Raw genomic sequence first — 22,674 nt, 5'->3', positions numbered from 1 at the left:
CAAATGATTAAATCTTTAAATTTTTAGTCAATATAAACAACAAAAAAATAGGAGATGCTGCAATATATGGAAAAAATTATAGTATTTTTTGCCAAAAAAACTATGCTTGTAAATATAATAGTAATGGCAATATTATTTGTTGGAGGATATTACTATTTTAACTTGCAAAAAGAATCAATACCTTCAACTGATTTAGATAAAATGCTTGTAGCTGTAACATACCCCGGAGCTACCCCTCTTGATGTAGAGCAGAACGCTGTTATACCTATAGAAGAAGAACTTCAGGCTATAGCTGGTATAGATGAATATGAAACTACAATTATTGAAAACGTTGCTATAATATTAGTAACATTAGATGAAACTCTTCCAGACAGACAGCCTGTTAAAGATGAAATATTCAGACAAATGCAGAATGTTCCGGACTTGTCAGAAGATGTTGAAGAGGTTACAACATATGACTTAAACCCTAATAAAATGTCTATATATACATTGGCTGTTCACTTTAAAGAGGGTATGGAAGGCGATGAAAGAGAATTATTTGATGTAAGCCAAATGCTTGAAAATGAACTTGTAAGGCTTGAAGGTGTAGGCGAAATAAGAATAGATGGAAGAACTGATCCTGAAATTAAAGTTTATGTAGACCCCATAAAAATGAGGCAGAACTATATAGCTTTAAGCGATGTTGTAAATGCTCTTAGTGTAAGAAATGTAAGAGCTACTGGCGGTGATATGGAATCTGGAGGAAAAGAACAGACTGTTGTAACTTACGGAGAGTTCCAAAATCCATTAGAAGCAAGCAATGCTGTCATACGTTCTACATTTAACGGACAAAGAGTAAGAGTAAGTGATATAGGACATGTTGAAGAAGGATTTGAAGATAAAACTGTATACATGAGAGTAAACAAATCTCCTGGTTATTCTTTATCAGTAGTAAAAAATGAAAATGCGGACATTCTTAAAACTATTGAAACAGTAAACCAATATTTAAAAGATAATGCTGACTTGATACCAGATAATATTCAAGTATCTGTTATGGGAGATAATTCAAGAACCATAAAATCTCTTTTAAGTATTGTAACTTCAAACCTTATTCAGGGATTTATAATCATATTCATAACATTAATAATATTCCTAGATTTCAAAAGTGCTATGTTTACAAGTTTGGGTATGATTATTACTATGTTCTCATGTTTTATATACATGCAGGTAGCAGGAATAACATTTAATACTATGTCATTAGCGGCTATTATTACAGTACTTGGTATGATAGTAGACAACTCAATAGTAGTATCAGAAAATATATTCAACTTCAAACAGGCTGGATATAAGGGACTTGAAGCAACAAGGCTTGCTGTAAGCGATGTTGTTATGCCTATGGTGGCTTCTACTCTTACAACAGTTGCGGCATTCTTCCCTATGCTTACAATAAGCGGTATGATGGGTAAAATATTAAACCTTTTCCCAAGAATAGTTATATTTACTCTTGTTGTTAGTATGCTTCAGGCTACTTTGCTTTTGCCTAACCAATTGCAGGACAAAGAAGATAAATACCAATCATACAAACCTAAAAAGAAAAGCAAATTTAAAAATCCTCTCGATTTCGACAAAGATGCTTTATTCGATAAAATGAAAATACCTTTTGGTGCAGCATTAGAAAAATTAATTCATATAAGATATATTGTAATAGGTTTTTTTGTTGCACTTCTTATAGCTTCAATATTTTTGGCACAAAGCAGTTTCAAAAACTTCGTACTTATATACGATACAAGTGCTGATACTATAGTTATCAATATAGAAATGCCTACTGGTACTACTAAAGAAGTTACAACAAAAGAAATAGCTAAAATAGAAGATGCTGTTTTAAATGTTGTAAAACCAGAAGAGCTTGTGGCTTTATATTCACTTGTAGGAAAGCAGGTTGATCAAGAGGTTGTATCTGAGGAAAAAGGAAGTTTGGCTGGTATTATGGTTTATTTAGTACCTGCTGCCGAAAGAAGCAGAACTGCTGATGAACTTGTTGCTTTAATAAATGCTGAAATAGATAAAACTGATATAAGACAAACTGTTCCTATATTCAGTATGAATACTAAAGGAAGTATTGACCCGGGAGATCCTGTAGATATAAAAATAGTAGGAAACGATACTGAGCTTGCTAAAAAAGCTAAAGAAGATATAAAAGCATTTTTAGCTACTGTTCCTGGAGTTATTAACATTGATGATGATGACAAAGTCGGTAAAGAAGAATTAAGAATTATGCTCGATTATGATAAAATAGCAGAACTTGGAGTGAATGTAGCTACTGTAGCTAATGAAGCTAGAACTGCATATTATGGTACTGAAGCTACATATATACAGGAGCTTGAAAATAAACTTAACTTCAGAGTAGTATTTGATGACAAATATACTTATGATACACAATATCTTACTAATCTTCTAATACCTAACACAAGCGGAAGACTTCTCTATCTTCATAATTTAGCGACTATAGAACCTGCAGATGGTCTTGCAACATTAATGCACTATAATGGACAGAGAACAATAACTATTACAGCAGATATTGAATATGGACAAAATACATCTCAGCAGGTAATGAATGCTGTTAGAGAAAAATATAAAGACTTCTCAAAACAATACAGAGGATTAAAGCTAGAGTTCGGCGGTGAAGCTAAAGAAACTGTTAAGGCATTAAAACAGTTAGCTTTCAGTTTTGCTATGGCATTCATATTTGTATACATTGTACTGCTTTTACAGTTAAACAGATTCATACAGCCTATTATGATAATGATAATTATACCATTTGGTTTAATTGGGGTATTATTAGGTTTTGCTATACATAGAATGCCTTTATCATTTATGGGTGTTGTAGGTATTATTGGTTTGGCGGGTGTTGTAGTAAACAATGGTATCATACTTGTTGACCTCATTAACAAAATCATAGATGAAGGTGTAGAAGGAGGTAAAAAAGGGGTTGCCAAAGCTATTGTTGATGGTACTAAACAGCGTCTTCGTCCTGTATTTTTAACCACAGTTACTACTGTTGTAGGGCTTTTACCTACTGTATATGGTATAGGCGGCAGAGCCGACATTATTATTCCTATAGTTATGGCATTGGCTTATGGGCTTTTATTTGCTTCACTTCTTACACTCATATTCTTACCTTGTATGTTTATGATTATGTTCGACTTGAAATTAATAAAAATTCCTCCTACTAAAAATCCTTCAGATGAGATTACCACTACTATAACAACTACGGCAAATTAATTTAATTCTTATAAAAAATAATTATTAATAATCCCTGATATTTTTTAAGAAATGTCAGGGATTATAATTTTTATAACTTATGTTTTTTAACTATCGCTTTTAATAAATAATTGAATTTTTATATAAATAAATTATAATACATCAAATATGATAAATATAGAAAATAAACTTTTAGAAAATAAAACATTTATAGATCTATTTGCTGGAATAGGCGGATTTAGAATAGCATTAGAATCACTTGGAGCAAAATGTGTTTATTCTAATGAATGGGATAAATTTGCAAAAGAATCATATTATAAAAACTTTGGAGATATTCCAGATGATGATATTACTAAAATAGATGAAAAATTAATACCCGCTCATGATATATTATGTGCTGGATTTCCATGTCAGGCATTTTCTATAAGCGGAAAACAAAAAGGTTTTGAAGATAAAAGAGGAAATTTATTTTTTGATATAGCTAGAATTCTAAAACATCAAAAAACTAAAGTTGTATTTATGGAAAATGTAAAAAATCTGGTAAGACATGATAATGGAAGAACATTAAATACAATAATAAAAATTATGAATGAACTTGGATATGATTTCTATTATAAAGTTCTTAATGCTTCAGATTACGGAATACCTCAAAAAAGAGAAAGAATTTATATAGTATGTTTTAGAAAAGATTTAAACATCAAGAAATTTGATTTTCCTAAACCAATAGAATTAATAAAACACTTAGAAGATTTTTTATTAGAAGAAAATCAAATACCTAATGAAGCTTATATTAATAGAAATGATATTATTATGAATTATATAAAAGATGATAAATACAGTAAAAAATCCATTCGTTTAGGTATAATAAATAAGGGCGGACAAGGAGAAAGGATATACAGCATTAAAGGATCTGCAATTACATTGTCTGCTGATGGAGGAGGAATATTCTCAAAAACGGGGGGATATCTAATTAATGGAAAATGCAGAAAACTTATGCCTAGAGAATGTGCAAGAATAATGGGATATCCTGATTCATTTAAAATAATAGATAATAAAAATCAAGCATATAAGCAATTTGGGAACTCCGTTGTTATAGATGTTCTTCAGTATATAGCTATAAAAATAGCAGAACATATATCATGATTTTATATCTTCCAAAAAGCTAATTAAATCTTCTTCTTCCTGATAATTTTTTATAAGCTTTATAGAAAATATAACATTAGCATTACTTGTATTAGATAATCTTCTAACATTATATTTATATTCAGATATTTTATTAAACTGATATGTATAATCATTAATTTTTATTTTATTTACTATATTATATTCGGTAATAATATAAAGTTTTTTACCATCAATCTCTAATTTAAATTCAATATTATAATTTTCTAAAAAATATATTATTTCTTCTATATTTTTATTAGAAGGGTCTGATGAACCGCTTTTCTTTACTCTATAGCATGCTTTTATATAAAAATATTCATGTATTTTTTCTAATGGAATAATAATATAATCTATTTTTTTAGTAATAAAATATTTAGTATTTTTAGCTTTATAAAAATCTATTATCCAAGAATAAAAGATTTCTTTACTAATACCTTCAAGATAAACACCTTTAGTACCTACGTTATGAAACACTTCAAAATTCATATTCATATAATCTATTATATAATTTGAATATTGATTTACAGAAGTTTTATTTTTATCCGAATATTGAAAATTATTTTCATTTTCCAAAACTACAAATTGTCCGCATTGAGCACTTGGAGATTTTACTTCAATAAAAAAGTTTTTATCAATTACTTTTATATCAGAAATATTAGAATTTGATCCTCCTACAAGATTAAAATTAACATTTTTATATATACTTTGTAAATAGTTAAAACACTTTTGTTCAAGTTATTTCCATGAAGCAGGCATAAGTAATACTCCTAATATTAACAAAGATCTACAATTATAATTTATATACATTGATTAACTAACGGAATAAATTAAAACATGATAAATAATTTTTTATTTTTATATATCATAGTTGACAATTTTGCTATTTATAAATATTATTATTAACAAAAAATTAATATACTTTGAAGCTGATTAAATTAAGGAGCTCAATAAAATTATGGCTAAAACTATTAAATGCAAATCTTGTAAAACTATAAACGATAAATATGCAAAACAATGCCGTTCATGCGGTACTTTACTTTATCCAGAAATATCATATAAAAATGCCGCAATAGTTACAGTTATATTAGATGTTTTTTTTACTTTTGTATATCTTTTTGGAATATATCTTTTTATTGTTAATGCTAATAATAATGAAATACCTAAATATATTAGTATACTTCCAGCACCAAATACACTGCCTTACTTTTTAATAATAATTCTATTTTTAGCATTTGCTGTTACAAAAATACTTTATATATTAAATGTATTTGTATTAAAAAAAGATATCATATTTACTATAAGACGTTTTAGTATGTTTATTGAAGCTGTTATAATGTTTCCAATTCAAACAATACTGGCATTATATTTTTATGAACCTGCTACAAATCAGGATAAAATTATGAAAAAAATGGATTAGATTTATGTCCTTAAATATCTTAAAAAGTATAAAAAGTGCTTATAAATTTATCAATGAAAATACAAACTCTTCTATTGCTTTAATACCTACTATGGGAGCTTTGCATGAAGGGCATATTTCATTAATAAAAAAAGCCAAAAAAGAATGTGATATAGTTATAGTAAGTATATTTATTAATCCGCTTCAATTTACAAAAGTAGAAGATATAGAAAAATACCCTCAAAATATAAATAATGATAAACAGACTTTAGAAAAATTAGAAATTGATGCACTATTCTTACCATCAGTAGAAGAAATGATACCTGATGATTACAGCACTTATATAAACATGGATAATATATCTGCAATAAAAAGACCATTGTATTATAAGGGTGCAGTTACAATAACAGCAAAACTTTTTAATATATTCTCTCCTACACATGCTTATTTTATAGAGCATGATTATCAAAAAATATTTTTAATAAAAAAAATGATAAAAGATTTAGGGTATAATATATCAGTAAAAACTATACCTATAGTAAGAGATGAAAACATGCTTGCTTTAAGCAGTTTAAATAGTCTATTAAGTGAAAGAGAAAAAGAAGAAGCATCTGTAATATATAAACTATTAAAAGAATCAAGAGAGGAGTTTAAAAAAGCAAGCACAAAATCCTCTTACTTAATGGATATAATAAGAAATAATCTCCGCACTCATAAAATGCTTAAATTAGAATATATTGATATTGTTGATAAAGATACTTTAACTAGTGTAGAAACTGCTACAAAAAACTCTATTATATTAATATCATGCTACTGCGGCTCTACTAGATTATTAGATAATATACATTTGAAATAATTTTGACTACTAAAATAAATAGAGAATTATGCAATGAATATCTAAACAATTATATTTTATCAAAAATGAACTATTCTAAAATATTTAAATAACTTTTAATCTTCTTTGTATTATGAAATAATTCCAGTATAATTAAAATGTATAAAGCAAAATGATATTATGCCTAAATTTTAATAAATTTAAGCTGTCTTTTACAAATAAAAACTTTTTATATATTACTATTTGAAAAAATGTTCTTTATGCATTATAATATTTTTAAATAATTTTAAAAATAAAAGAATAAAAATATGATTAATATAGCATTACCTAAAGGAAGATTAGTAAATAAAGTATATACTCTATTTGAGAAAATAGGATATGAAAACAAAGAACTATTGGAAGATAACAGAAAATTAGTATTTGAAAATAGAGATAAAAATGTAAGATACCTTATAGTAAAGCCTTCGGATGTAGGAATATATGTTGAAAAAGGTGTTGCCGATATTGGTATTGTAGGAAAAGATATACTTCTTGAAAATAATCATGATGTATATGAACTTCTTGATTTGAAATTCGGTAAATGTAAAGTCTGCATGGCTTCTGTTAATGGATATAAAGAAGATATTGAAAGAAGATTGAGAGTTGCTACAAAGTATGTCAATATATCAAAAAATTATTTTAATTCTATAAACAGAGATGTTGAAATAATAAAATTAAACGGCTCTATTGAATTAGCACCTATACTAAATTTATCCGATGTTATAGTTGATATAGTAGAGACTGGAAGTACTTTAAGAGAAAATAATCTTGTAATAATAAAAGATATTATTGATTATATAAGTGCAAGACTCATAGTGAATAAAGTAAGCTATAAGTTTAAAAATGATTTAATAAAAAAAATAGTAAAAAATATAGAAGAAGTTTTATAAGGAAGCAATACTATGATAAAAGTAATTAATTATAAAGAATGTAAGTCATTAGATGATATATTATTAAGAAGTCAATTCAGTTATGATGATGTTAATGAAAAGGTAAAAGCAATACTTGAAGATGTTAAACAAAATGGAGATAATGCATTAAAAAAATATGCAAAGATGTTTGATAATGCTGAAATAGATAATTTAAGAGTAACAGAAAAAGAGATAGAAGAAGCATATAATAGAGTTGATGAAAAGTTTAAAGAAACATTAAAACTAGCTTATAACAATATAGAAAAATTCCATAAAAAACAATTAAGAAACAGTTTTATAACCAATGAAGAGGACGGTATTGTTATGGGGCAGATTATAAACCCTATAGAAAAAGTAGGAGTTTATATACCCGGAGGCACAGCAGTTTACCCTTCAACAGTGCTTATGAATGTAATACCTGCAAAAGTAGCTGGAGTAAATGAAATAATATTAGTATCGCCTCCAAACAAAGAGGGCAAAATTAATGATAATATACTAGCAGCATCAAAAATAGCTGGAGTAAATAAAGTTTTCAAAACAGGCGGTGCTCAGGCGATAGCAGCTTTAAGTTACGGCACAGAATCAATTCCAAGAGTATATAAAATCGTAGGACCAGGAAATATATACGTTGCTATGGCTAAAAGACTTGTATATGGAGAAGTATCTATTGATATGGTGGCAGGCCCTAGCGAAGTATTAATAATAGCAGATGAGACATCCAATCCCATACATATAGCTTCTGATATGCTTGCACAGGCTGAACATGACAAATTAGCTTCAAGCATATTAATAACGACAAGTAAAGATATAGCAGAAAAAGTAAAAGAAGAATTATATAAACAGTTAGAAAAATTAAGCCGTAAGGATATAGCAATGGAATCTATAGAAAATAACGGCAGAATAATAATAACAGAAACTATAGATGAGTCTGTATATATAAGCAATGAAATAGCCCCAGAGCATTTGGAGATAAGCATAAAAGAGCCATTCTCTGTATTAAGCAAGATAAAAAATGCCGGATCTATATTTTTGGGCGATTATACCCCTGAAGCATTGGGCGATTATTTATCTGGTGCCAATCATGTAATACCTACAAGCGGAACAGCTAAATTTGCTTCTCCTTTATCAGTAGATGACTTTATAAAAAAATCTTATATAACATACTACACTAAAGATGCTTTAGAAAAAGTGAAGGACAATATAATTAACTTTGCAGAGCATGAAAGTTTAGAAGCACATGCCAATTCTGTAAAAGTAAGGTTTTAATTATATATGAGTTTTAATATAATAAAAGGTGATTGTCTGGAAGTGCTTGACACTATAGAAGAAAACTCTATAGATATGATATTTGCTGATCCTCCTTATAATCTTTCAAATAATGGAATAACATGTCATGCTGGTAAAATGGTTAGCGTAAATAAGGGTGAATGGGATAGAAGTTTAGGTTTTGAAGAAGATACAGCTTTTCATGAAGCTTGGATATCAAAATGCAGAAGAGTTTTAAAAGATGAAGGCACTATATGGATAAGCGGTACTAATCATAGTATATATAAATGCGGATATATATTAGAAAAATTAGGGTTTTATATATTAAATGATATAGTTTGGTATAAGCCTAATGCCGCACCCAATTTAAGCTGTAAGGTATTTACTCATAGCCATGAAACTATTCTATGGGCTAAAAAAAATAAAAATGCAAAACATTATTATAATTATGATCTTATGAAGAATATGGATTTTGAAGATGATAAATTAAAATCTAAGGGTAAGCAAATGAGAAGCGTATGGTCAATATCTGCACCATCAAAAAGTGAAAAAATACATGGTAAACACCCTACACAAAAACCATTGAAACTTTTAACTAGAATAATATTAGCATCAACAAAAGAAAATGATACTATTTTGGATCCTTTTAATGGATCTGGTACTACTGCAGCAGCATGCAAAATAATAGGAAATAGAAACTATATAGGTATAGAAATAGATGAAAATTATATAGAACTTACAAATAAAAGACTTAATGATATTGATAATAAGGAGAGTTTTTTATGAGTAGTAATTCTTGGAAAGCTATATTTGATAAATATAATATAAATAATCATAATTTTTATAAAGAACCATTTTATATTAATGCTAAAATGATCAAAGATGCTACTAAAGATTTTAAGACAACTTCAGAAAAAGAAGTGCGGATTTTATGCAAGCAAGATCACAGAGACAGCAGACCAGATATATTTATAGAAAAAGAATTATTTATACTTCCTATAAAAAATGGAGAATATGCTATAATAAAAGGAGAAGGATACATTGATATACCAGATATAACTTCTAAAGCTTTAAAATATGATTCAAAATTAGAATTTGATTTAGATACTGCTAAAGTAGGTAATTCAGAAATGCAGCATTTAGATTTTGCCTATGCTTCGAGTATAATAAGAACTTTTACAGAAGATAATACTCTTGTACTTACAATAAGAGGAAGAAAATACACTCCTAAATTTTCTTTTTATGTAGGAAAAACATTAATAGAAGCTGAGAGTGTGCAGACAGAAGTTGATGCCGGATACGAAGGTAAAAATAATGTTGTATTAATAGAAGCTAAAAACTCAACAACTAAAGATACTATTATAAGACAATTATACTATCCATACAGGCAATGGTCATCATATACAAATAAAAATGTACGAACACTATTTTTTGAAAAAAGAAATAAAGAGTATTTAATTTGGGAGTTTAGATTTAAAGATATAAATAATTATAATAGTATTTATTTATATAAAGAAGCTAAATATATTATTAACTGATTATATAAATAAATACAAGAATTATAATTAGTATTATTTACTTTCTTTTATAACATTATTATGAACAAAGAACATCATATTTACGAAGACATAAATAATCATCATGCTTGCAACTATAAGTTCAAATATAGCTATAGCACTCCATATATGTGCATATTCTCCATTAATACTTTTTGAATAATTAGCATATTTAAGCAAAGCCTGAGCACCAACAGCTAGAGGGAAAGTATAAGCTGCAAACAAAGGTATAAACTTAATTCTAAAAGCCCTTATAAGAGATAAATAAACCTTAAATGTGGTAAATAATCCCAAAGCCAAAAGAAAATTAAGCAAAGCAGTATTGTAATTTTGAAAAGCTGTCAAATAACCGCAAAGACAAAGATTGGCAGGAGCCCCCATTACAGCAAAAGCTGGAAATCTGTCATCAGGCAAAGGTTCATGAAAAATAATTCTATAAAATATAAAAGGAAATATTATAATATAAAGAACAGTTCCTATATAAACTATTATTTGAGAGACTTGAGGAAAACCCATATTAGCACCAGAAACTGCTGCAACAACTATACCAACAGGAGGAACAAACCAGCTAGGCACCATATGCTGTAAATCTTTTAAATTAATTCTATGTGCTATAAACGTAAAAGCAAATATTATATGCACAATAATTGCAATAAACCACATAGCTATACCAAGAGGTCTTATAAACTGTACAACAGAAGATGATATAACCATAACTGCCATATCAAGAGTAGGAATAGTGCTTCCTGCAACTGGGTGTTCTAAATCATTAAGAAAAGCCCCAAATGATGAAAATATTTTAGTTATAATTGTAAGTATTAAGATAGATGAAATTACAGCACCAATATAAGCAAAATATTTAATACCAGTAAATATAGTCCAAGCATTAAATATACCTCCTATACCGAGTGCCAAACCAGTAAGAGCCAAAGGCATTTTATTAATTTTGTTTATCATTTTATTACACTTTATTGTTTGAATATATTAAGAATTATAAAAAGAGGTTCTCATATTGTAATGAAAACCTCTTTAATTAAATTATTTATACGGTTATTTTCATAACCTCTTCTTCTTTATCGGTAGTCTCTACATTATCTTTTTTATCCAAATCACCGCTATGCTTATTATAGACATGCAATTTATTATATAATTTAACGCCAGTACCTGCAGGTATTAAATGACCTATAATAACATTTTCTTTAAGCCCTAGAAGTTTATCAACTTTTCCTTTAATAGCGGCATTGGTTAAAACTTTAGTAGTTTCTTGGAAAGATGCAGAAGATATAAAGCTTTCAGTATTTAAAGCAGCCTTAGTTAATCCTAAAAGTACAGGCTTACCGCTTGCAGGAGAACCGCCTGCTTCTTCATAGCGTTTATTTTCTTCTTCAAACTCATATTTATCTACATACTGACCTACAATATATTTAGTGTCTCCCGGATCGGTAATTTCAAGTCTTCTTAGCATCTGTCTTATTATAAGAGCGAAGTGCTTATCATTAATACCTACACCCTGCTGCTTATATACACCCTGAATCTCTTCAAGCAAATAAGTCTGTAAGGCCAAATCTCCCTGAGTTTCTAGTATGTCATGAGGATTTATTTTACCAGCACATAACTGAGTACCGGTTTTTACATAGTCTCCATTTCTTACAAGAAGCATTTTACCATGAGGAACTAAATGTTTAGTTTCATCAAATTCATTTCTGATTTTAACTACTTTTTTACCCTTATGAGAACCGCCTATTTCAACCTCGCCGTCAATACCAGCAATAATAGCAGTATCTTTAGGTTTCTGAGCTTCAAGTAATTCCTGTACCCTAGGAAGACCTCCGGTAATATCTCTACTTTTCTGCTGTATACGAGTAGTTTTAGCTATAACCTCACCTATTTCAACCTTTTGGTTATTTTCAACCATAAGCTGGGCACCATTAGGTATATCTGTTTCAAAAGGATCGCCCTCGCCTGTAATTAATATCTTAGGCTGCATACTGGCATCTTTAAACTCCTGAATGATATTAGTTACATTTCCAGTCTGTTCGTCTATGGATTCAACTAAAGTTCTTCCCGGAATAATATCCTGCCATCTTACAATACCTGATTTTTCAGAGATAATAGGTTCATTATAAGTATCAAAGCTCGCTATAACAGTATTAGGTTCAATAAATACATGCTCATCAACTTTATACTCACTTCCCACTTTAATAGCAAGAGAGTGTTTAACACCTGTAATCATCACATATTTATCATCATCAGTAACTATCAAAGTACCATTATGAGTAGCTTTTATTTCACTTCCGTCTTTAGTGTTGGCAATAACGTCTCCTATAAGGACTTTAGAATTATTTTCAACTAACAACTCTTTTATAGTATTTTTCTCGAATTTTTCAAGTACACGTCTTATAACCAAATCACCTTTTCTAGCAGTAATTTTCACACCATTAGGCTGAACGACATAGTTTGAGAATTGTTCTATATATATAGGGTAATTAACTTTAACTTCATTTTCTTCAACCATCTGAGTAGCAACACCGCCGATGTGGAAAGTTCTCATTGTAAGCTGCGTACCCGGCTGACCAATACTTTGAGCAGCAACAACCCCAACAGCCTCACCAATAGAAGCAAGATTATTAGTAGATAAACTTCTTCCATAGCATTTCTGACAAACACCCATTCTGCTTTCACAAGTAAGAGGGTGTCTTATTCTTATTTTCTCTATACCAGCTTTTTCTATAATGTCCCCAATCTCTTCAGTAATTTCAGTATTAGCAGGACAAATAAGCTCTTTAGTAACTGGGTGGTAAATATATTCATTACTGAAGAAACCAACTATACGGTTTTTAAGAGGATCAATAATTTCGTCTCCAGATTTTATAGCTTCTATTTCAATACCTTTAACAGTACCGCAGTCATGCTCAGAAACAACAACTCCAATAGCAACATCTACTAACCTTCTAGTAAGATAACCAGCATTAGAAGTTTTTAATGCAGTATCGGCAAGACCTTTTCTAGCACCGTGAGTAGAAATAAAGTATTCCTGTACAGTAAGACCTTCTTTAAAGTTAGATATAATAGGAAGCTCAATAATTTCACCTGAAGGTTTAGCCATAAGTCCACGCATACTAGCAAGCTGTCTTATCTGCTGTTTAGAACCTCTAGCTCCAGAGTCTGCCATTATATATACCGGATTAAATCCGTCTTGGTCTTGTCTTAAATTATCCATCATAGCTTCAGTTATTTTACCTTCAACAGTAGTCCAAAGGTCGATAACTTTCTGCTTTTTCTCATCTGTAGTAATAACACCATTTTGATATTGATTTTCAATGAACTCTACCTGTTTAGTAGCCTCTTCTATTTCATGTTTTTTCATTGGAGGTATAAGTATATCAGCTATAGAAATAGTAGAAGCAAATACAGTAGCACTTTTATATCCAAGCTCTTTAATATCATCAAGCATATTAACTGTTACAGCTGTACCATGTTTTAAGTATACCTCATGAATGAATTTAGCTAAATCTTTACTGTTAAAATCTCTGTTTTGAAATCTAAAATCTTCTGGAATAACTTCATTGAATTTTAATCTTCCAACAGAAGTTTCAAGGAATTGTTCTTCTCCGTCTTTATTTTTCATTAGGACTTTAATTCTAGCTTCAAGCTCAACTAAATCATTATCATAAGCAAGAAGAGCATCTTTAGGAGAAGAGAACATTTTTCCCTCACCTTTAATACCTGTTCTTAATTTAGTTAAATAGCTAATACCAAGAACTATATCCTGAGTAGGGTTAACAATAGGCTCTCCATTTGCAGGGTTTAATATATTATGAGGTGCAAGCATCAAAGTCCAAGCCTCAATCTGAGCCTCAGCAGAAAGCGGAGTGTGAACTGCCATCTGGTCGCCGTCAAAGTCTGCGTTATAAGCATGACAAACTAATGGGTGAAGCTGAATGGCTTTACCTTCAACAAGTACTGGTTCAAATGCCTGAATACCAAGTCTGTGAAGTGTAGGAGCCCTGTTTAATAGAACTGGATGCTCTTTAGCTATCTCTTCTAATACACCCCAAACTTCTTCTCTGCCCTCTTCTACAAATCTTTTTGCAGATTTTATATTATGAGCCGAATTGATTTCAACTAATTTTTTCATAATAAACGGCTTGAATAATTCAACAGCCATTTTTTTAGGAAGACCGCATTGATGCATTTTAAGTCTAGGACCAGCCACAATAACCGAACGTCCGGAATAGTCAACACGCTTACCCAAAAGGTTTTGTCTGAAACGCCCCTGCTTACCTTTAAGCATATCAGAAAGCGATTTTAAAGGTCTGTTACCAGGTCCCTTAACCACTTTTTTACGTCTGCTATTATCAAACAAAGCATCAACAGCCTCCTGAAGCATTCTTTTTTCATTTCTTATGATAATATCAGGTGCTCTTAAAACTAATAATCTTCTTAAACGTATATTTCTATTAATAACTCTTCTATAGAGGTCATTTAAATCCGAAGTAGCGAAACGTCCGCCGTCAAGCTGAACCATAGGTCTTAAATCTGGAGGAATTACAGGCACTACATCAAGTATCATCCAAGTAGGATCATTTCCGCTGGCCTTAAAGTCTTCAAAGATTTCAAGACGCTTTCTTAAACGTCTGTCGCTCTTCTCTCCTTTTTTAATCATCTCTTCTCTGAGCTTTCTAATCTCTTCGTCCATATCAAGGTCTTTAAGCATATCACGTATGCCCTCAGCACCTATACCTATTCTTATATTATCACCGTATCTGTCTAAAGCCTCATTATATTCATCTTCAGTTAAAAGATCACCTTTTGAATAGGCACTGTCGCCTGCATCGATAACAACATATCTTTCAAAATAAAGTACGCTTCTTAAATGAGCAATATTCATATTAAGAAGAAGTCCTATTCTTGAAGGCGTATTTCTATAATACCAAATATGAGCAACAGGAGCAGCCAATTCTATATGCCCCATTCTCTCACGTCTTACCTTAAAATGAGTAACTTCAACACCGCATTTATCGCAAACTACACCTTTATAACGAATACTTTTAAACTTACCGCAGTAACATTCATATTCTTTAGTAGTTCCGAATATCTTTTCACAAAAAAGTCCGTCTCTTTCAGGTCTTAAAGTTCTGTAGTTGATAGTTTCAGGTTTTTTTACCTCACCGTAACTCCATTCTCTCATAACCTGAGGACTTGCTATACTAATTTTTATTTGGTCAAAGTTTGAAAATTGCATATACTTAAACTTCTCCTAATTATTTAAAAATCTGTGTTTTCTTTTTAGTTTTTTGTCTAAGTTCTTTTTCAGTAGAAGGAAGCTGATTGCCCTCTTCATCATGAATAGTAATATTAAGACCCAAACCTCTAAGTTCCTGAACTAATACGTTAAAGCTTTCTGGTATACCCGGAGAAGATATAACATCACCTTTAACAATAGATTCATATATTCTAGCACGTCCTGTCATATCATCTGATTTAACAGTTAAGAACTCCTGAAGCATATTTGCAGCTCCATAAGCCTCTAATGCCCAAACTTCCATCTCTCCTAAACGCTGACCTCCAAACTGAGATTTACCTCCCAAAGGCTGCTGAGTAACGAGTGAGTAAGGACCTGTACTTCTAGCATGTACTTTATCTTCAACCAAGTGATTAAGTTTAAGCATATACATGTATCCAACAGCTACTTCATTTTTGAAAGGCTCTCCTGTTCTTCCATCATAAAGTCTAACCTTTCCATTAGGATTCATACCGCTTGTAACAAATGCCTCTCTCAAAGCCTCTTCTTTTGGTCCTTCAAATACTGGACAAGCATATTTAAGTCCCATTTTATGACCAGACCAACCAAGTAACATCTCAATTACCTGACCTATATTCATACGTGAAGGTACACCTAATGGGTTAAGACATATATCTACTGGAGTACCGTCTTCTAAGAAAGGCATATCCTCTATAGGCATAATTCTAGCAACAACCCCTTTGTTACCGTGACGGCCTGCCATTTTATCGCCTTCCTGTATTATACGTTTTTTAGCTAAGAATACTTTTACTACTTCTTCTACACCCGGCTTTAATTCATCTCCGTTTTCTCTGCTGTACACTCTTACATCTATAACAGTACCCTCTTTACCATGAGGCACTCTTAAAGAAGTATCTTTTACATCTCTTGCCTTTTCACCGAATATTGAGTGAAGAAGTCTGTATTCCGGAGTTATTTCAGTTTCACCTTTTGGAGTTACTTTACCTACTAATATATCGCCTGCTTTTACTTTGGCACCTATTCTTACAATTCCTCTCTCATCTAGGTTTTTGAAAGCCGAATCTGATACATTAGGTATATCTCTAGTTATATTTTCTTTATCTAATTTTGTTTCACGAGCTTCTACAGAAAACTCTTCTATGTGAATGGAAGTAAATACATCTTCCTGAACTAATCTTCTGCTTAGAAGTATAGCGTCCTCAAAGTTGTATCCTTCAAAGATCATGAAAGCAGCTAAGACATTTCTTCCAAGTGCTAACTCACCATGGTCAGTTGCAGGTCCGTCAGCTAGAAGTCCTCCAGCCTTAACTACATCGCCCACATTTACTACAGGTCTTTGATGATAATTAGTATCTTGGTTAGTTCTTTGATATTTTACTAATTCATAAACATCAAAATCATCATCGCTGTTTTGTTTTGTAGGTTTAATTATAATTTCATCATGTACAACTTTTATAACTTTTCCAGCTCTTTTTGCATGTACTGCTATTCCAGTACCAGGCTGACAAATTTTTGCCTCTACACCTGTTCCCACTATAGGAGCTTCAGGATAAAGCAAAGGAACACTTTGACGCTGCATGTTTGAACCCATTAAAGCTCTGTTAGCATCGTCATGCTCCAAGAACGGTATTAATGAACTTGAAAGAGAAACTATCTGCTGAGGTGAAACGTCCATATACTGAACCTGATCTGGTGAAGAATATGGAAATTCACTTCTATATCTTGTTGATATAAGATTTTCTTTAAATGTTCCGTCTTCGTTTAAAGGAGCATTAGCATCAGCAATATGATATCTCTCTTCATCATGTGCTGTTAAGTATTCTATTTCATCTGTTACTTTTCCGTCTATAACTTTTCTATATGGAGTTTCTAAGAATCCATGTTTATTAATTTTAGCGTAAGTAGCAAGTGAAACTATAAGTCCGATATTTGGTCCTTCAGGAGTTTCAATAGGACATATTTTACCATAGTGAGTATGGTGTACGTCTCTTACTTCAAAACCTGCTCTGTCTCTAGTAAGACCGCCCGGACCTAAAGCGTTTAATCTTCTTTTATGTGTAATCTCTGATAATGGATTGTTCTGATCCATGAACTGAGATAATTGGCTTGTACCATAAAACTCTTTTATTACAGCCTGTATAAGTTTAATACTTACAAGAGACTGAGGAGTTACTGCTTCCATATCCTGCATTTGCATTCTTTCTTTGGCTATACGCTCCATTCTAGTAAATCCAGCTTTTATTTGTATAGCAAGCAATTCTCCTACACTTCTTACACGTCTGTTTCCTAAGTGATCTATATCATCTAACTGTTCTTCATTAATAAATACTTTTATTAAAAAACGAATAGTCTCTATTATATCTTTATGTCTTAAAACTTTATCCTGTTCGCTTTCAGGGAAGTTTAATCTTTTGTTTATTTTATAACGTCCTACATCACCCAAAGCATACAATTTAGGGTCAAATACCAAGTCATTACAAGTTCTTACAACGTTTTCTATTAAAGCAGGTTCTCCCGGTCTTATAACATTATAAATTTTAGTGCATGCTTCCTCTTGGTTTTTTGTTGTATCTTTATCTAAAGTATTAATTATGGTAACATTGTCTTTTATTGCTTCCATATTTAATACGGATATTTCTTTAATACCACTCATTAAAAGTCTTTCAGCCAAGTTAGGGTTGATAAGTTCGCCTGGATTCAATATAATTTCATCAGGGTTTTCTGTATCAAATACTGTAGAATAAGATCTTCTGCCTATTAAAGCTTCTTTAGCATCTTCATCTGAAAGTTTTTCTAATGATATATTATCTACTTCATAAAATAATTTCAAAATTTCTTCATTAGTTGTGATACCAATAGCTCTTAAAAATACTGTAACAGGAAGTTTTTTCTTTCTGTCTATTCTAACATACATAATGTCTTTTTTGGTATCAAGCTCAAATTCAAGCCAAGTACCTCTGTCTGGAATGATCTTAGCTACAAACATAGCATCTCTGTCGCTTCTATTGAAAACAACACCAGGAGATCTGTGAATTTGAGAAACTACAACACGTTCAGCACCATTAATTATAAATGTGCCTCTATCTGTCATAGCAGGTATATCGCCTACAAAAATTTCTTGTTCTATAATTCTTTCTGGGTCTCTTACAGTTAATTGAACTTTTATTTTAAAAGGATAAGCGTAAGTTTTATCTCTTCTTCTAGCTTCTTTTTCTGTAATTTTAGGCTCTCCTATAGAATAAGATATAAACTCTATTTGCATTTTTTCATTGGAAGCAACTATAGGAAATATAGAAGTCAATACTTCCTGCAATCCTTCATTTTTTCTTTTATTTTCAGGTACATCCTTTTGAAGGAAGCTCTCGTATGACTCTTTCTGTATAGCGAGGAGATCAGGAGGTTCTATTACGGAAGCGGAACGCGAAAAGTTTACACGTCCATTTTCTATCCTATATTTCTTTGCGAACTCTACCCCTCGTTCTGGATATACTTTATTATCTATCTGAATATTATTGGCCATATTAAAAGATCTCCAAATTAAACGCTTTTTTATAATCGAATTGATAAAAATAGTAATAAGAAGGGTACAAGCGTATCATACCCTTCTTAATATTTAAATCATTAAATGTTAATGATATATTTACAAAAATAATTATTTAACTTCAACTTTACCGCCTGCAGCTTCCAATTGTTTTTTGATTGCTGCTGCTTCATCTTTAGAAACGCCTGATTTGATAGTTTCTCCGCCTTTTTCTACTGCATCTTTAGCTTCTTTTAAGCCTAAGCCGCTAACTGCTCTAACTTCTTTAATAAGAGCGATTTTTTTATCAGCTTCAAAACCTGTAAGAATGATATCAAATTCATTTTTTTCTTCTTCTGCTGGAGCTGCTGCACCGCCTGCTGGAGCTGCTGCTACTGCTGCAACTGGCATAGCTGCTGTTACATTAAATTTTTCTTTAATAGCTTCTACTAATTCATGAAGCTCTATAACTTTCATTTCTTCTATTGCTTGTAATATTTCTTCTTTACTTAAAGCCATTGTTTATCTCCTTAAAATTGTTTAATAATTTTCTTTATTATTTTTAATAACTTTCCAGCATATTAAGCTGATTTTTTCTTTTCTTCTTCAACACTGTCAAGCACATAAGCAAGCTCTGATATGATGCTTTGCAAGCTGTTTGCAAAACTTGATATAGGAGACTCGAGTGCTGTAACAAGATGAGAAAGCAAAACTTCTCTTGGCGGAATGTTAGCTACAACTTGTACTTGTGCTGGGTCAAGTAAATCTTCACCCATATAGCCGCCTTTAATTTTTATTTTGTCATTTTTCTTAGATGCTTCGCTTATTACTTTAGCTGCACCAGGTACATCTTCCTTAGCAAATACTACTGCTGTAGGATTGACAAACATTTCATCTTTTACTTCTCTGCCTAACTCTTTTAAAGCAATATCAACTAAAGAGTTTTTACATATTTTCATTGAAGAAGAAGTCTTAGCTAATTCACGTCTTAAATCTGTAAGCTGAGATACTGTTACTCCTCTATAATCGAAGAATACCAATCCTGCACAGCTGCCCATACTTTCTTTAAGAAATGATACTGTTTCAATGTTTTTCTTATTAGGCATACTACCACCTCTATTATATTAAACCATTTCGCTGTAACTATTCATATAATGGGATCACAAAATATGACTTCGCTAAAAACAAAATAGGTTTATCGCTAAATTAATTACATTTTGATTTTTTTATGATCTATTTTTATACCTACACCCATTGTAGATGTTACGCCTACTGCTTTAATGTATTCACCTTTCAAATCTGTAGGTTTTTTTCTTAAAATTTCATCATAGAATGCTTTGAAATTTTCATTTAATTGAGAAGCATTCATAGAAGCCTTACCAATACCCATTCTTACTATACCATTTTTATCTGCTCTGTATTCCATTCTTCCAGCTTTGAAACTTTTCACAGCCTGAGCTATATCAAGCGTAACTGTTCCTGTTTTTGGGTTAGGCATAAGACCTTTTCTTCCGAGGATTTGTCCTAATTTACCTACTTCCTTCATTAAATCTGGAGTAGAAATAGCAACATCAAAGTCAGTATATCCGCCTTTAACTTTATCTATCAAATCTTCAAAACCAACTTCCATGGCTCCTGCTGCTTTTGCCTCATCAGCTTTCTCACCTTGAGCAAATACTACTACTCTTTTTTCTTTACCAAATGCATTTGGGAATGATAATGTATCTCTTATTGAGTGTTTTGGTAAGATATTAAGGTTTATTGTTACCTCAATAGTTTCATCAAATTTACAGGTAGCATTTTTCTTAGCTAAATCAATAGCCTCTTCTACTGAATAGAGTTTTAATCTCTCTACTTGTTTACGTATAGCGTCGTAACGTTTGCCACCTATTTTCTTTTCTTTTGTTGCCATAATTATTTTCTTCCTTTTTTTCAAACGTCTACTTCCATTTATAATAAATGGTATGCTTTTATATTATTATTCTACTTTTATACCCATAGCACGAGCTGTACCCGCAACTATTTTTTTAGCTGCTTCTATATCATTAGCTGACATATAAGCCATCTTCTCTTGAGCTATTTCTTCAAGCTGCTTTTGATTGATTGCAGCAACTTTAGTTTTATTAGGCTCTCCAGAACCTTTTTCTATGCCCAATTTTTTCTTAATTAAAGTAGAAGTAGATGTACCTTTAGTAACAAATGTATATGTTTTATCTTCATATACTGTTATATAGGTATTTAATATTTGCCCTTTCATTTTAGAAGTTTTTGCATTAAAATCTTTAACGAAAGCGGCTATTTGTATCTGCTTCTGACCTAATGCTGGTCCTAATGGTGGAGCAGGTGTTGCCTCTCCGCCCGGTATGCGAACCTTTACAATACCAACTACTCTTTTAGCCATTTTTACTACCTCTTGATTTATTTATTTTTATAATTTCTTTACTTTACTAAACTCTAATTCTGTAGGAGTGCTTCTGCCGAATATTTCTATTTTTACAGTTACTCTGCCTTTATCAGAATTGATATTCTCTATAACTCCATTCAAACCATTGAAAGGCCCGTCTATTACCTGAACCTTCTCTCCTATATCAAATTCCATTCCTATAATTTCATTTATCTCTGTTTTAGATTTTTCATCTCTATTTTCAAATATACGGGCAACATCTGCTTCACTTAAAGGAGTAGGTATTATATTACCTTCTTCTTTAGTTGTAGCATGACTGCCTATAAAACCTGCAACACCCGGAGTACGTCTAACCATAGACTGTGTTGCATCATTCATAACCATTTTTACTAAAACATAGCCCGGATAAAAAAATTCTTCTTTAGATACTTTCTTACCATTTTTTGTAGAAGTTACAGTTTCAGAAGGTATATATATATCAACTATTAAATCAGTCATACCATTTTCTTTAGTTCTTTTCTCTATACGCTCACGAACTTTATTTTCATAACCATGTTGAGTATGAACTATATACCATCTATAATCTTTTATATCAGCCATTTCTTCAGACATATTTTTTCACCTATTATATCTATTTTTTCTCATATAACGAATAGCAAAATATATTACAAACAAAACAACTACAGCTAATATTAATATCAATGTGATTTTTGAAGATATTAAGCTACTCAAAATAGAACCATCTAATAAAGCCCTAACTACAAATGTTACAACATAATCAGCAGCCCCCAAAAAAGCAGAAGCAGCTATAAGCAAAACTATAACTACAACTGTTTGATTTATAACATCCTGACGAGTAGGCCATACACTTCTCTCAAAAAGCTCTTTCTTAATTTCCTGTATAGAATTCAAAAAACTATTTTTCTTTTTATCTGCCATAAAGCTTACCTTAAATTATTTTTTTAATAATAATTAAGAATTATTCAGGTCAGACAGGAGTCGAACCTGCAACACCCGGTTTTGGAGACCGGTGCTCTACCAATTGAACTACTGACCCAAAATTTATAAATATATTCT

The 22,674-nt window shown here is 30.9% G+C and carries 18 protein-coding genes and 1 tRNA gene; 8 read left to right on the top strand and 11 right to left on the bottom strand.

What is annotated here, in order from left to right:
• Nucleotides 1-66 precede the first annotated feature (66 nt).
• Nucleotides 67-3,261 carry an efflux RND transporter permease subunit gene (locus tag BMUR_RS09895; protein WP_013114420.1) on the top strand — a complete coding sequence of 1,065 codons (3,195 nt, stop codon included), beginning with the start codon at nucleotides 67-69 and terminating at the stop codon, nucleotides 3,259-3,261.
• Between the two features lie 147 nt (nucleotides 3,262-3,408).
• On the top strand, nucleotides 3,409-4,383 hold the full coding sequence (gene dcm / locus BMUR_RS09890) for a DNA (cytosine-5-)-methyltransferase (RefSeq protein WP_013114419.1): 975 nt from the start codon (nucleotides 3,409-3,411) through the stop codon (nucleotides 4,381-4,383).
• On the opposite strand, the gene BMUR_RS09885 is transcribed toward dcm, so the two are convergent.
• On the bottom strand, nucleotides 4,378-4,977 hold the full coding sequence (locus BMUR_RS09885) for a PDDEXK family nuclease (protein ID WP_013114418.1): 600 nt from the start codon (nucleotides 4,975-4,977) through the stop codon (nucleotides 4,378-4,380). The two genes, dcm and BMUR_RS09885, sit on opposite strands and share 6 nt — an antisense overlap.
• Before the next feature lie 382 nt (nucleotides 4,978-5,359).
• On the opposite strand from BMUR_RS09885, the gene BMUR_RS09880 reads away from it, so the two are divergent.
• The 6 genes from BMUR_RS09880 (at nucleotide 5,360) to BMUR_RS09855 (ending at nucleotide 10,389) form a co-directional block, all read left to right on the top strand.
• Nucleotides 5,360-5,821: a hypothetical protein gene (locus tag BMUR_RS09880; RefSeq protein ID WP_013114417.1), complete on the top strand. Its 462-nt coding sequence runs from the start codon at nucleotides 5,360-5,362 to the stop codon at nucleotides 5,819-5,821.
• A gap of 4 nt (nucleotides 5,822-5,825) precedes the next feature.
• On the top strand, nucleotides 5,826-6,656 hold the full coding sequence (gene panC, locus BMUR_RS09875) for a pantoate--beta-alanine ligase (RefSeq protein WP_013114416.1): 831 nt from the start codon (nucleotides 5,826-5,828) through the stop codon (nucleotides 6,654-6,656).
• Nucleotides 6,657-6,943: 287 nt separating this feature from the next.
• Nucleotides 6,944-7,564 carry an ATP phosphoribosyltransferase gene (gene hisG, locus BMUR_RS09870; RefSeq protein WP_013114415.1) on the top strand — a complete coding sequence of 207 codons (621 nt, stop codon included), beginning with the start codon at nucleotides 6,944-6,946 and terminating at the stop codon, nucleotides 7,562-7,564.
• A gap of 12 nt (nucleotides 7,565-7,576) precedes the next feature.
• On the top strand, nucleotides 7,577-8,851 hold the full coding sequence (hisD, locus tag BMUR_RS09865; RefSeq protein WP_013114414.1) for a histidinol dehydrogenase: 1,275 nt from the start codon (nucleotides 7,577-7,579) through the stop codon (nucleotides 8,849-8,851).
• Between the two features lie 6 nt (nucleotides 8,852-8,857).
• Nucleotides 8,858-9,637, top strand: coding sequence for a DNA-methyltransferase (locus BMUR_RS09860; RefSeq protein ID WP_013114413.1), 780 nt, complete (start codon nucleotides 8,858-8,860; stop codon nucleotides 9,635-9,637).
• Nucleotides 9,634-10,389 (top strand): type II restriction enzyme, encoded by a 756-nt coding sequence (locus tag BMUR_RS09855; protein WP_013114412.1) that lies wholly within the window; start codon nucleotides 9,634-9,636, stop codon nucleotides 10,387-10,389. The genes BMUR_RS09860 and BMUR_RS09855 overlap by 4 nt, the downstream gene beginning before the upstream one ends.
• A gap of 33 nt (nucleotides 10,390-10,422) precedes the next feature.
• Here the strand turns inward: BMUR_RS09855 and BMUR_RS09850 are convergent, their stop codons facing one another.
• From BMUR_RS09850 to BMUR_RS09805, 10 genes are all read right to left on the bottom strand, one after another.
• Nucleotides 10,423-11,364 carry a TDT family transporter gene (locus tag BMUR_RS09850; RefSeq protein ID WP_013114411.1) on the bottom strand — a complete coding sequence of 314 codons (942 nt, stop codon included), beginning with the start codon at nucleotides 11,362-11,364 and terminating at the stop codon, nucleotides 10,423-10,425.
• Between the two features lie 85 nt (nucleotides 11,365-11,449).
• Nucleotides 11,450-15,652: a DNA-directed RNA polymerase subunit beta' gene (rpoC, locus tag BMUR_RS09845; protein ID WP_013114410.1), complete on the bottom strand. Its 4,203-nt coding sequence runs from the start codon at nucleotides 15,650-15,652 to the stop codon at nucleotides 11,450-11,452.
• Between the two features lie 19 nt (nucleotides 15,653-15,671).
• A complete protein-coding gene (gene rpoB, locus BMUR_RS09840) occupies nucleotides 15,672-19,193 on the bottom strand; it encodes a DNA-directed RNA polymerase subunit beta (protein ID WP_013114409.1) in 3,522 nt (1,173 codons plus the stop codon).
• Nucleotides 19,194-19,325: 132 nt separating this feature from the next.
• Nucleotides 19,326-19,712 carry a 50S ribosomal protein L7/L12 gene (gene rplL, locus BMUR_RS09835; protein ID WP_013114408.1) on the bottom strand — a complete coding sequence of 129 codons (387 nt, stop codon included), beginning with the start codon at nucleotides 19,710-19,712 and terminating at the stop codon, nucleotides 19,326-19,328.
• Nucleotides 19,713-19,774: 62 nt separating this feature from the next.
• A complete protein-coding gene (rplJ, locus tag BMUR_RS09830) occupies nucleotides 19,775-20,299 on the bottom strand; it encodes a 50S ribosomal protein L10 (protein ID WP_013114407.1) in 525 nt (174 codons plus the stop codon).
• Between the two features lie 104 nt (nucleotides 20,300-20,403).
• The gene (rplA, locus tag BMUR_RS09825) at nucleotides 20,404-21,105 is read right to left on the bottom strand and encodes a 50S ribosomal protein L1 (protein WP_013114406.1); all 702 of its coding nucleotides are present in this window, start codon (nucleotides 21,103-21,105) and stop codon (nucleotides 20,404-20,406) included.
• Between the two features lie 66 nt (nucleotides 21,106-21,171).
• On the bottom strand, nucleotides 21,172-21,594 hold the full coding sequence (rplK, locus tag BMUR_RS09820; protein ID WP_013114405.1) for a 50S ribosomal protein L11: 423 nt from the start codon (nucleotides 21,592-21,594) through the stop codon (nucleotides 21,172-21,174).
• 27 nt (nucleotides 21,595-21,621) lie between these two features.
• A complete protein-coding gene (gene nusG / locus BMUR_RS09815; RefSeq protein WP_013114404.1) occupies nucleotides 21,622-22,209 on the bottom strand; it encodes a transcription termination/antitermination protein NusG in 588 nt (195 codons plus the stop codon).
• 6 nt (nucleotides 22,210-22,215) lie between these two features.
• On the bottom strand, nucleotides 22,216-22,536 hold the full coding sequence (gene secE, locus BMUR_RS09810; RefSeq protein WP_013114403.1) for a preprotein translocase subunit SecE: 321 nt from the start codon (nucleotides 22,534-22,536) through the stop codon (nucleotides 22,216-22,218).
• Nucleotides 22,537-22,581: 45 nt separating this feature from the next.
• Nucleotides 22,582-22,654, bottom strand: a tRNA-Trp gene (locus BMUR_RS09805).
• Between the last annotated feature and the right edge of the window lie 20 nt (nucleotides 22,655-22,674).

Origin of the sequence: Brachyspira murdochii DSM 12563, assembly GCF_000092845.1 — a bacterium.
Taxonomy (GTDB): domain Bacteria; phylum Spirochaetota; class Brachyspiria; order Brachyspirales; family Brachyspiraceae; genus Brachyspira; species Brachyspira murdochii.
Note: the sequence above shows the minus strand (reverse complement) of the source record. Positions and strands in the feature narration are given on the sequence as shown.

Bases quoted from the DNA above. Each gene is read 5' to 3' on its own strand.
- rplJ (WP_013114407.1), bottom strand. From the start codon at position 20,299: ATGCCTAATAAGAAAAACATTGAAACAGTATCATTTCTTAAAGAAAGT.
- BMUR_RS09850 (WP_013114411.1), bottom strand. From the start codon at position 11,364: ATGATAAACAAAATTAATAAAATGCCTTTGGCTCTTACTGGTTTGGCA.
- hisD (WP_013114414.1), top strand. From the start codon at position 7,577: ATGATAAAAGTAATTAATTATAAAGAATGTAAGTCATTAGATGATATA.
- BMUR_RS09860 (WP_013114413.1), top strand. From the start codon at position 8,858: ATGAGTTTTAATATAATAAAAGGTGATTGTCTGGAAGTGCTTGACACT.
- BMUR_RS09855 (WP_013114412.1), top strand. From the start codon at position 9,634: ATGAGTAGTAATTCTTGGAAAGCTATATTTGATAAATATAATATAAAT.
- rplA (WP_013114406.1), bottom strand. From the start codon at position 21,105: ATGGCAACAAAAGAAAAGAAAATAGGTGGCAAACGTTACGACGCTATA.
- rplK (WP_013114405.1), bottom strand. From the start codon at position 21,594: ATGGCTAAAAGAGTAGTTGGTATTGTAAAGGTTCGCATACCGGGCGGA.
- nusG (WP_013114404.1), bottom strand. From the start codon at position 22,209: ATGTCTGAAGAAATGGCTGATATAAAAGATTATAGATGGTATATAGTT.
- rpoB (WP_013114409.1), bottom strand. From the start codon at position 19,193: ATGGCCAATAATATTCAGATAGATAATAAAGTATATCCAGAACGAGGG.
- panC (WP_013114416.1), top strand. From the start codon at position 5,826: ATGTCCTTAAATATCTTAAAAAGTATAAAAAGTGCTTATAAATTTATC.
- secE (WP_013114403.1), bottom strand. From the start codon at position 22,536: ATGGCAGATAAAAAGAAAAATAGTTTTTTGAATTCTATACAGGAAATT.
- BMUR_RS09895 (WP_013114420.1), top strand. From the start codon at position 67: ATGGAAAAAATTATAGTATTTTTTGCCAAAAAAACTATGCTTGTAAAT.
- BMUR_RS09880 (WP_013114417.1), top strand. From the start codon at position 5,360: ATGGCTAAAACTATTAAATGCAAATCTTGTAAAACTATAAACGATAAA.
- rplL (WP_013114408.1), bottom strand. From the start codon at position 19,712: ATGGCTTTAAGTAAAGAAGAAATATTACAAGCAATAGAAGAAATGAAA.
- dcm (WP_013114419.1), top strand. From the start codon at position 3,409: ATGATAAATATAGAAAATAAACTTTTAGAAAATAAAACATTTATAGAT.
- hisG (WP_013114415.1), top strand. From the start codon at position 6,944: ATGATTAATATAGCATTACCTAAAGGAAGATTAGTAAATAAAGTATAT.
- rpoC (WP_013114410.1), bottom strand. From the start codon at position 15,652: ATGCAATTTTCAAACTTTGACCAAATAAAAATTAGTATAGCAAGTCCT.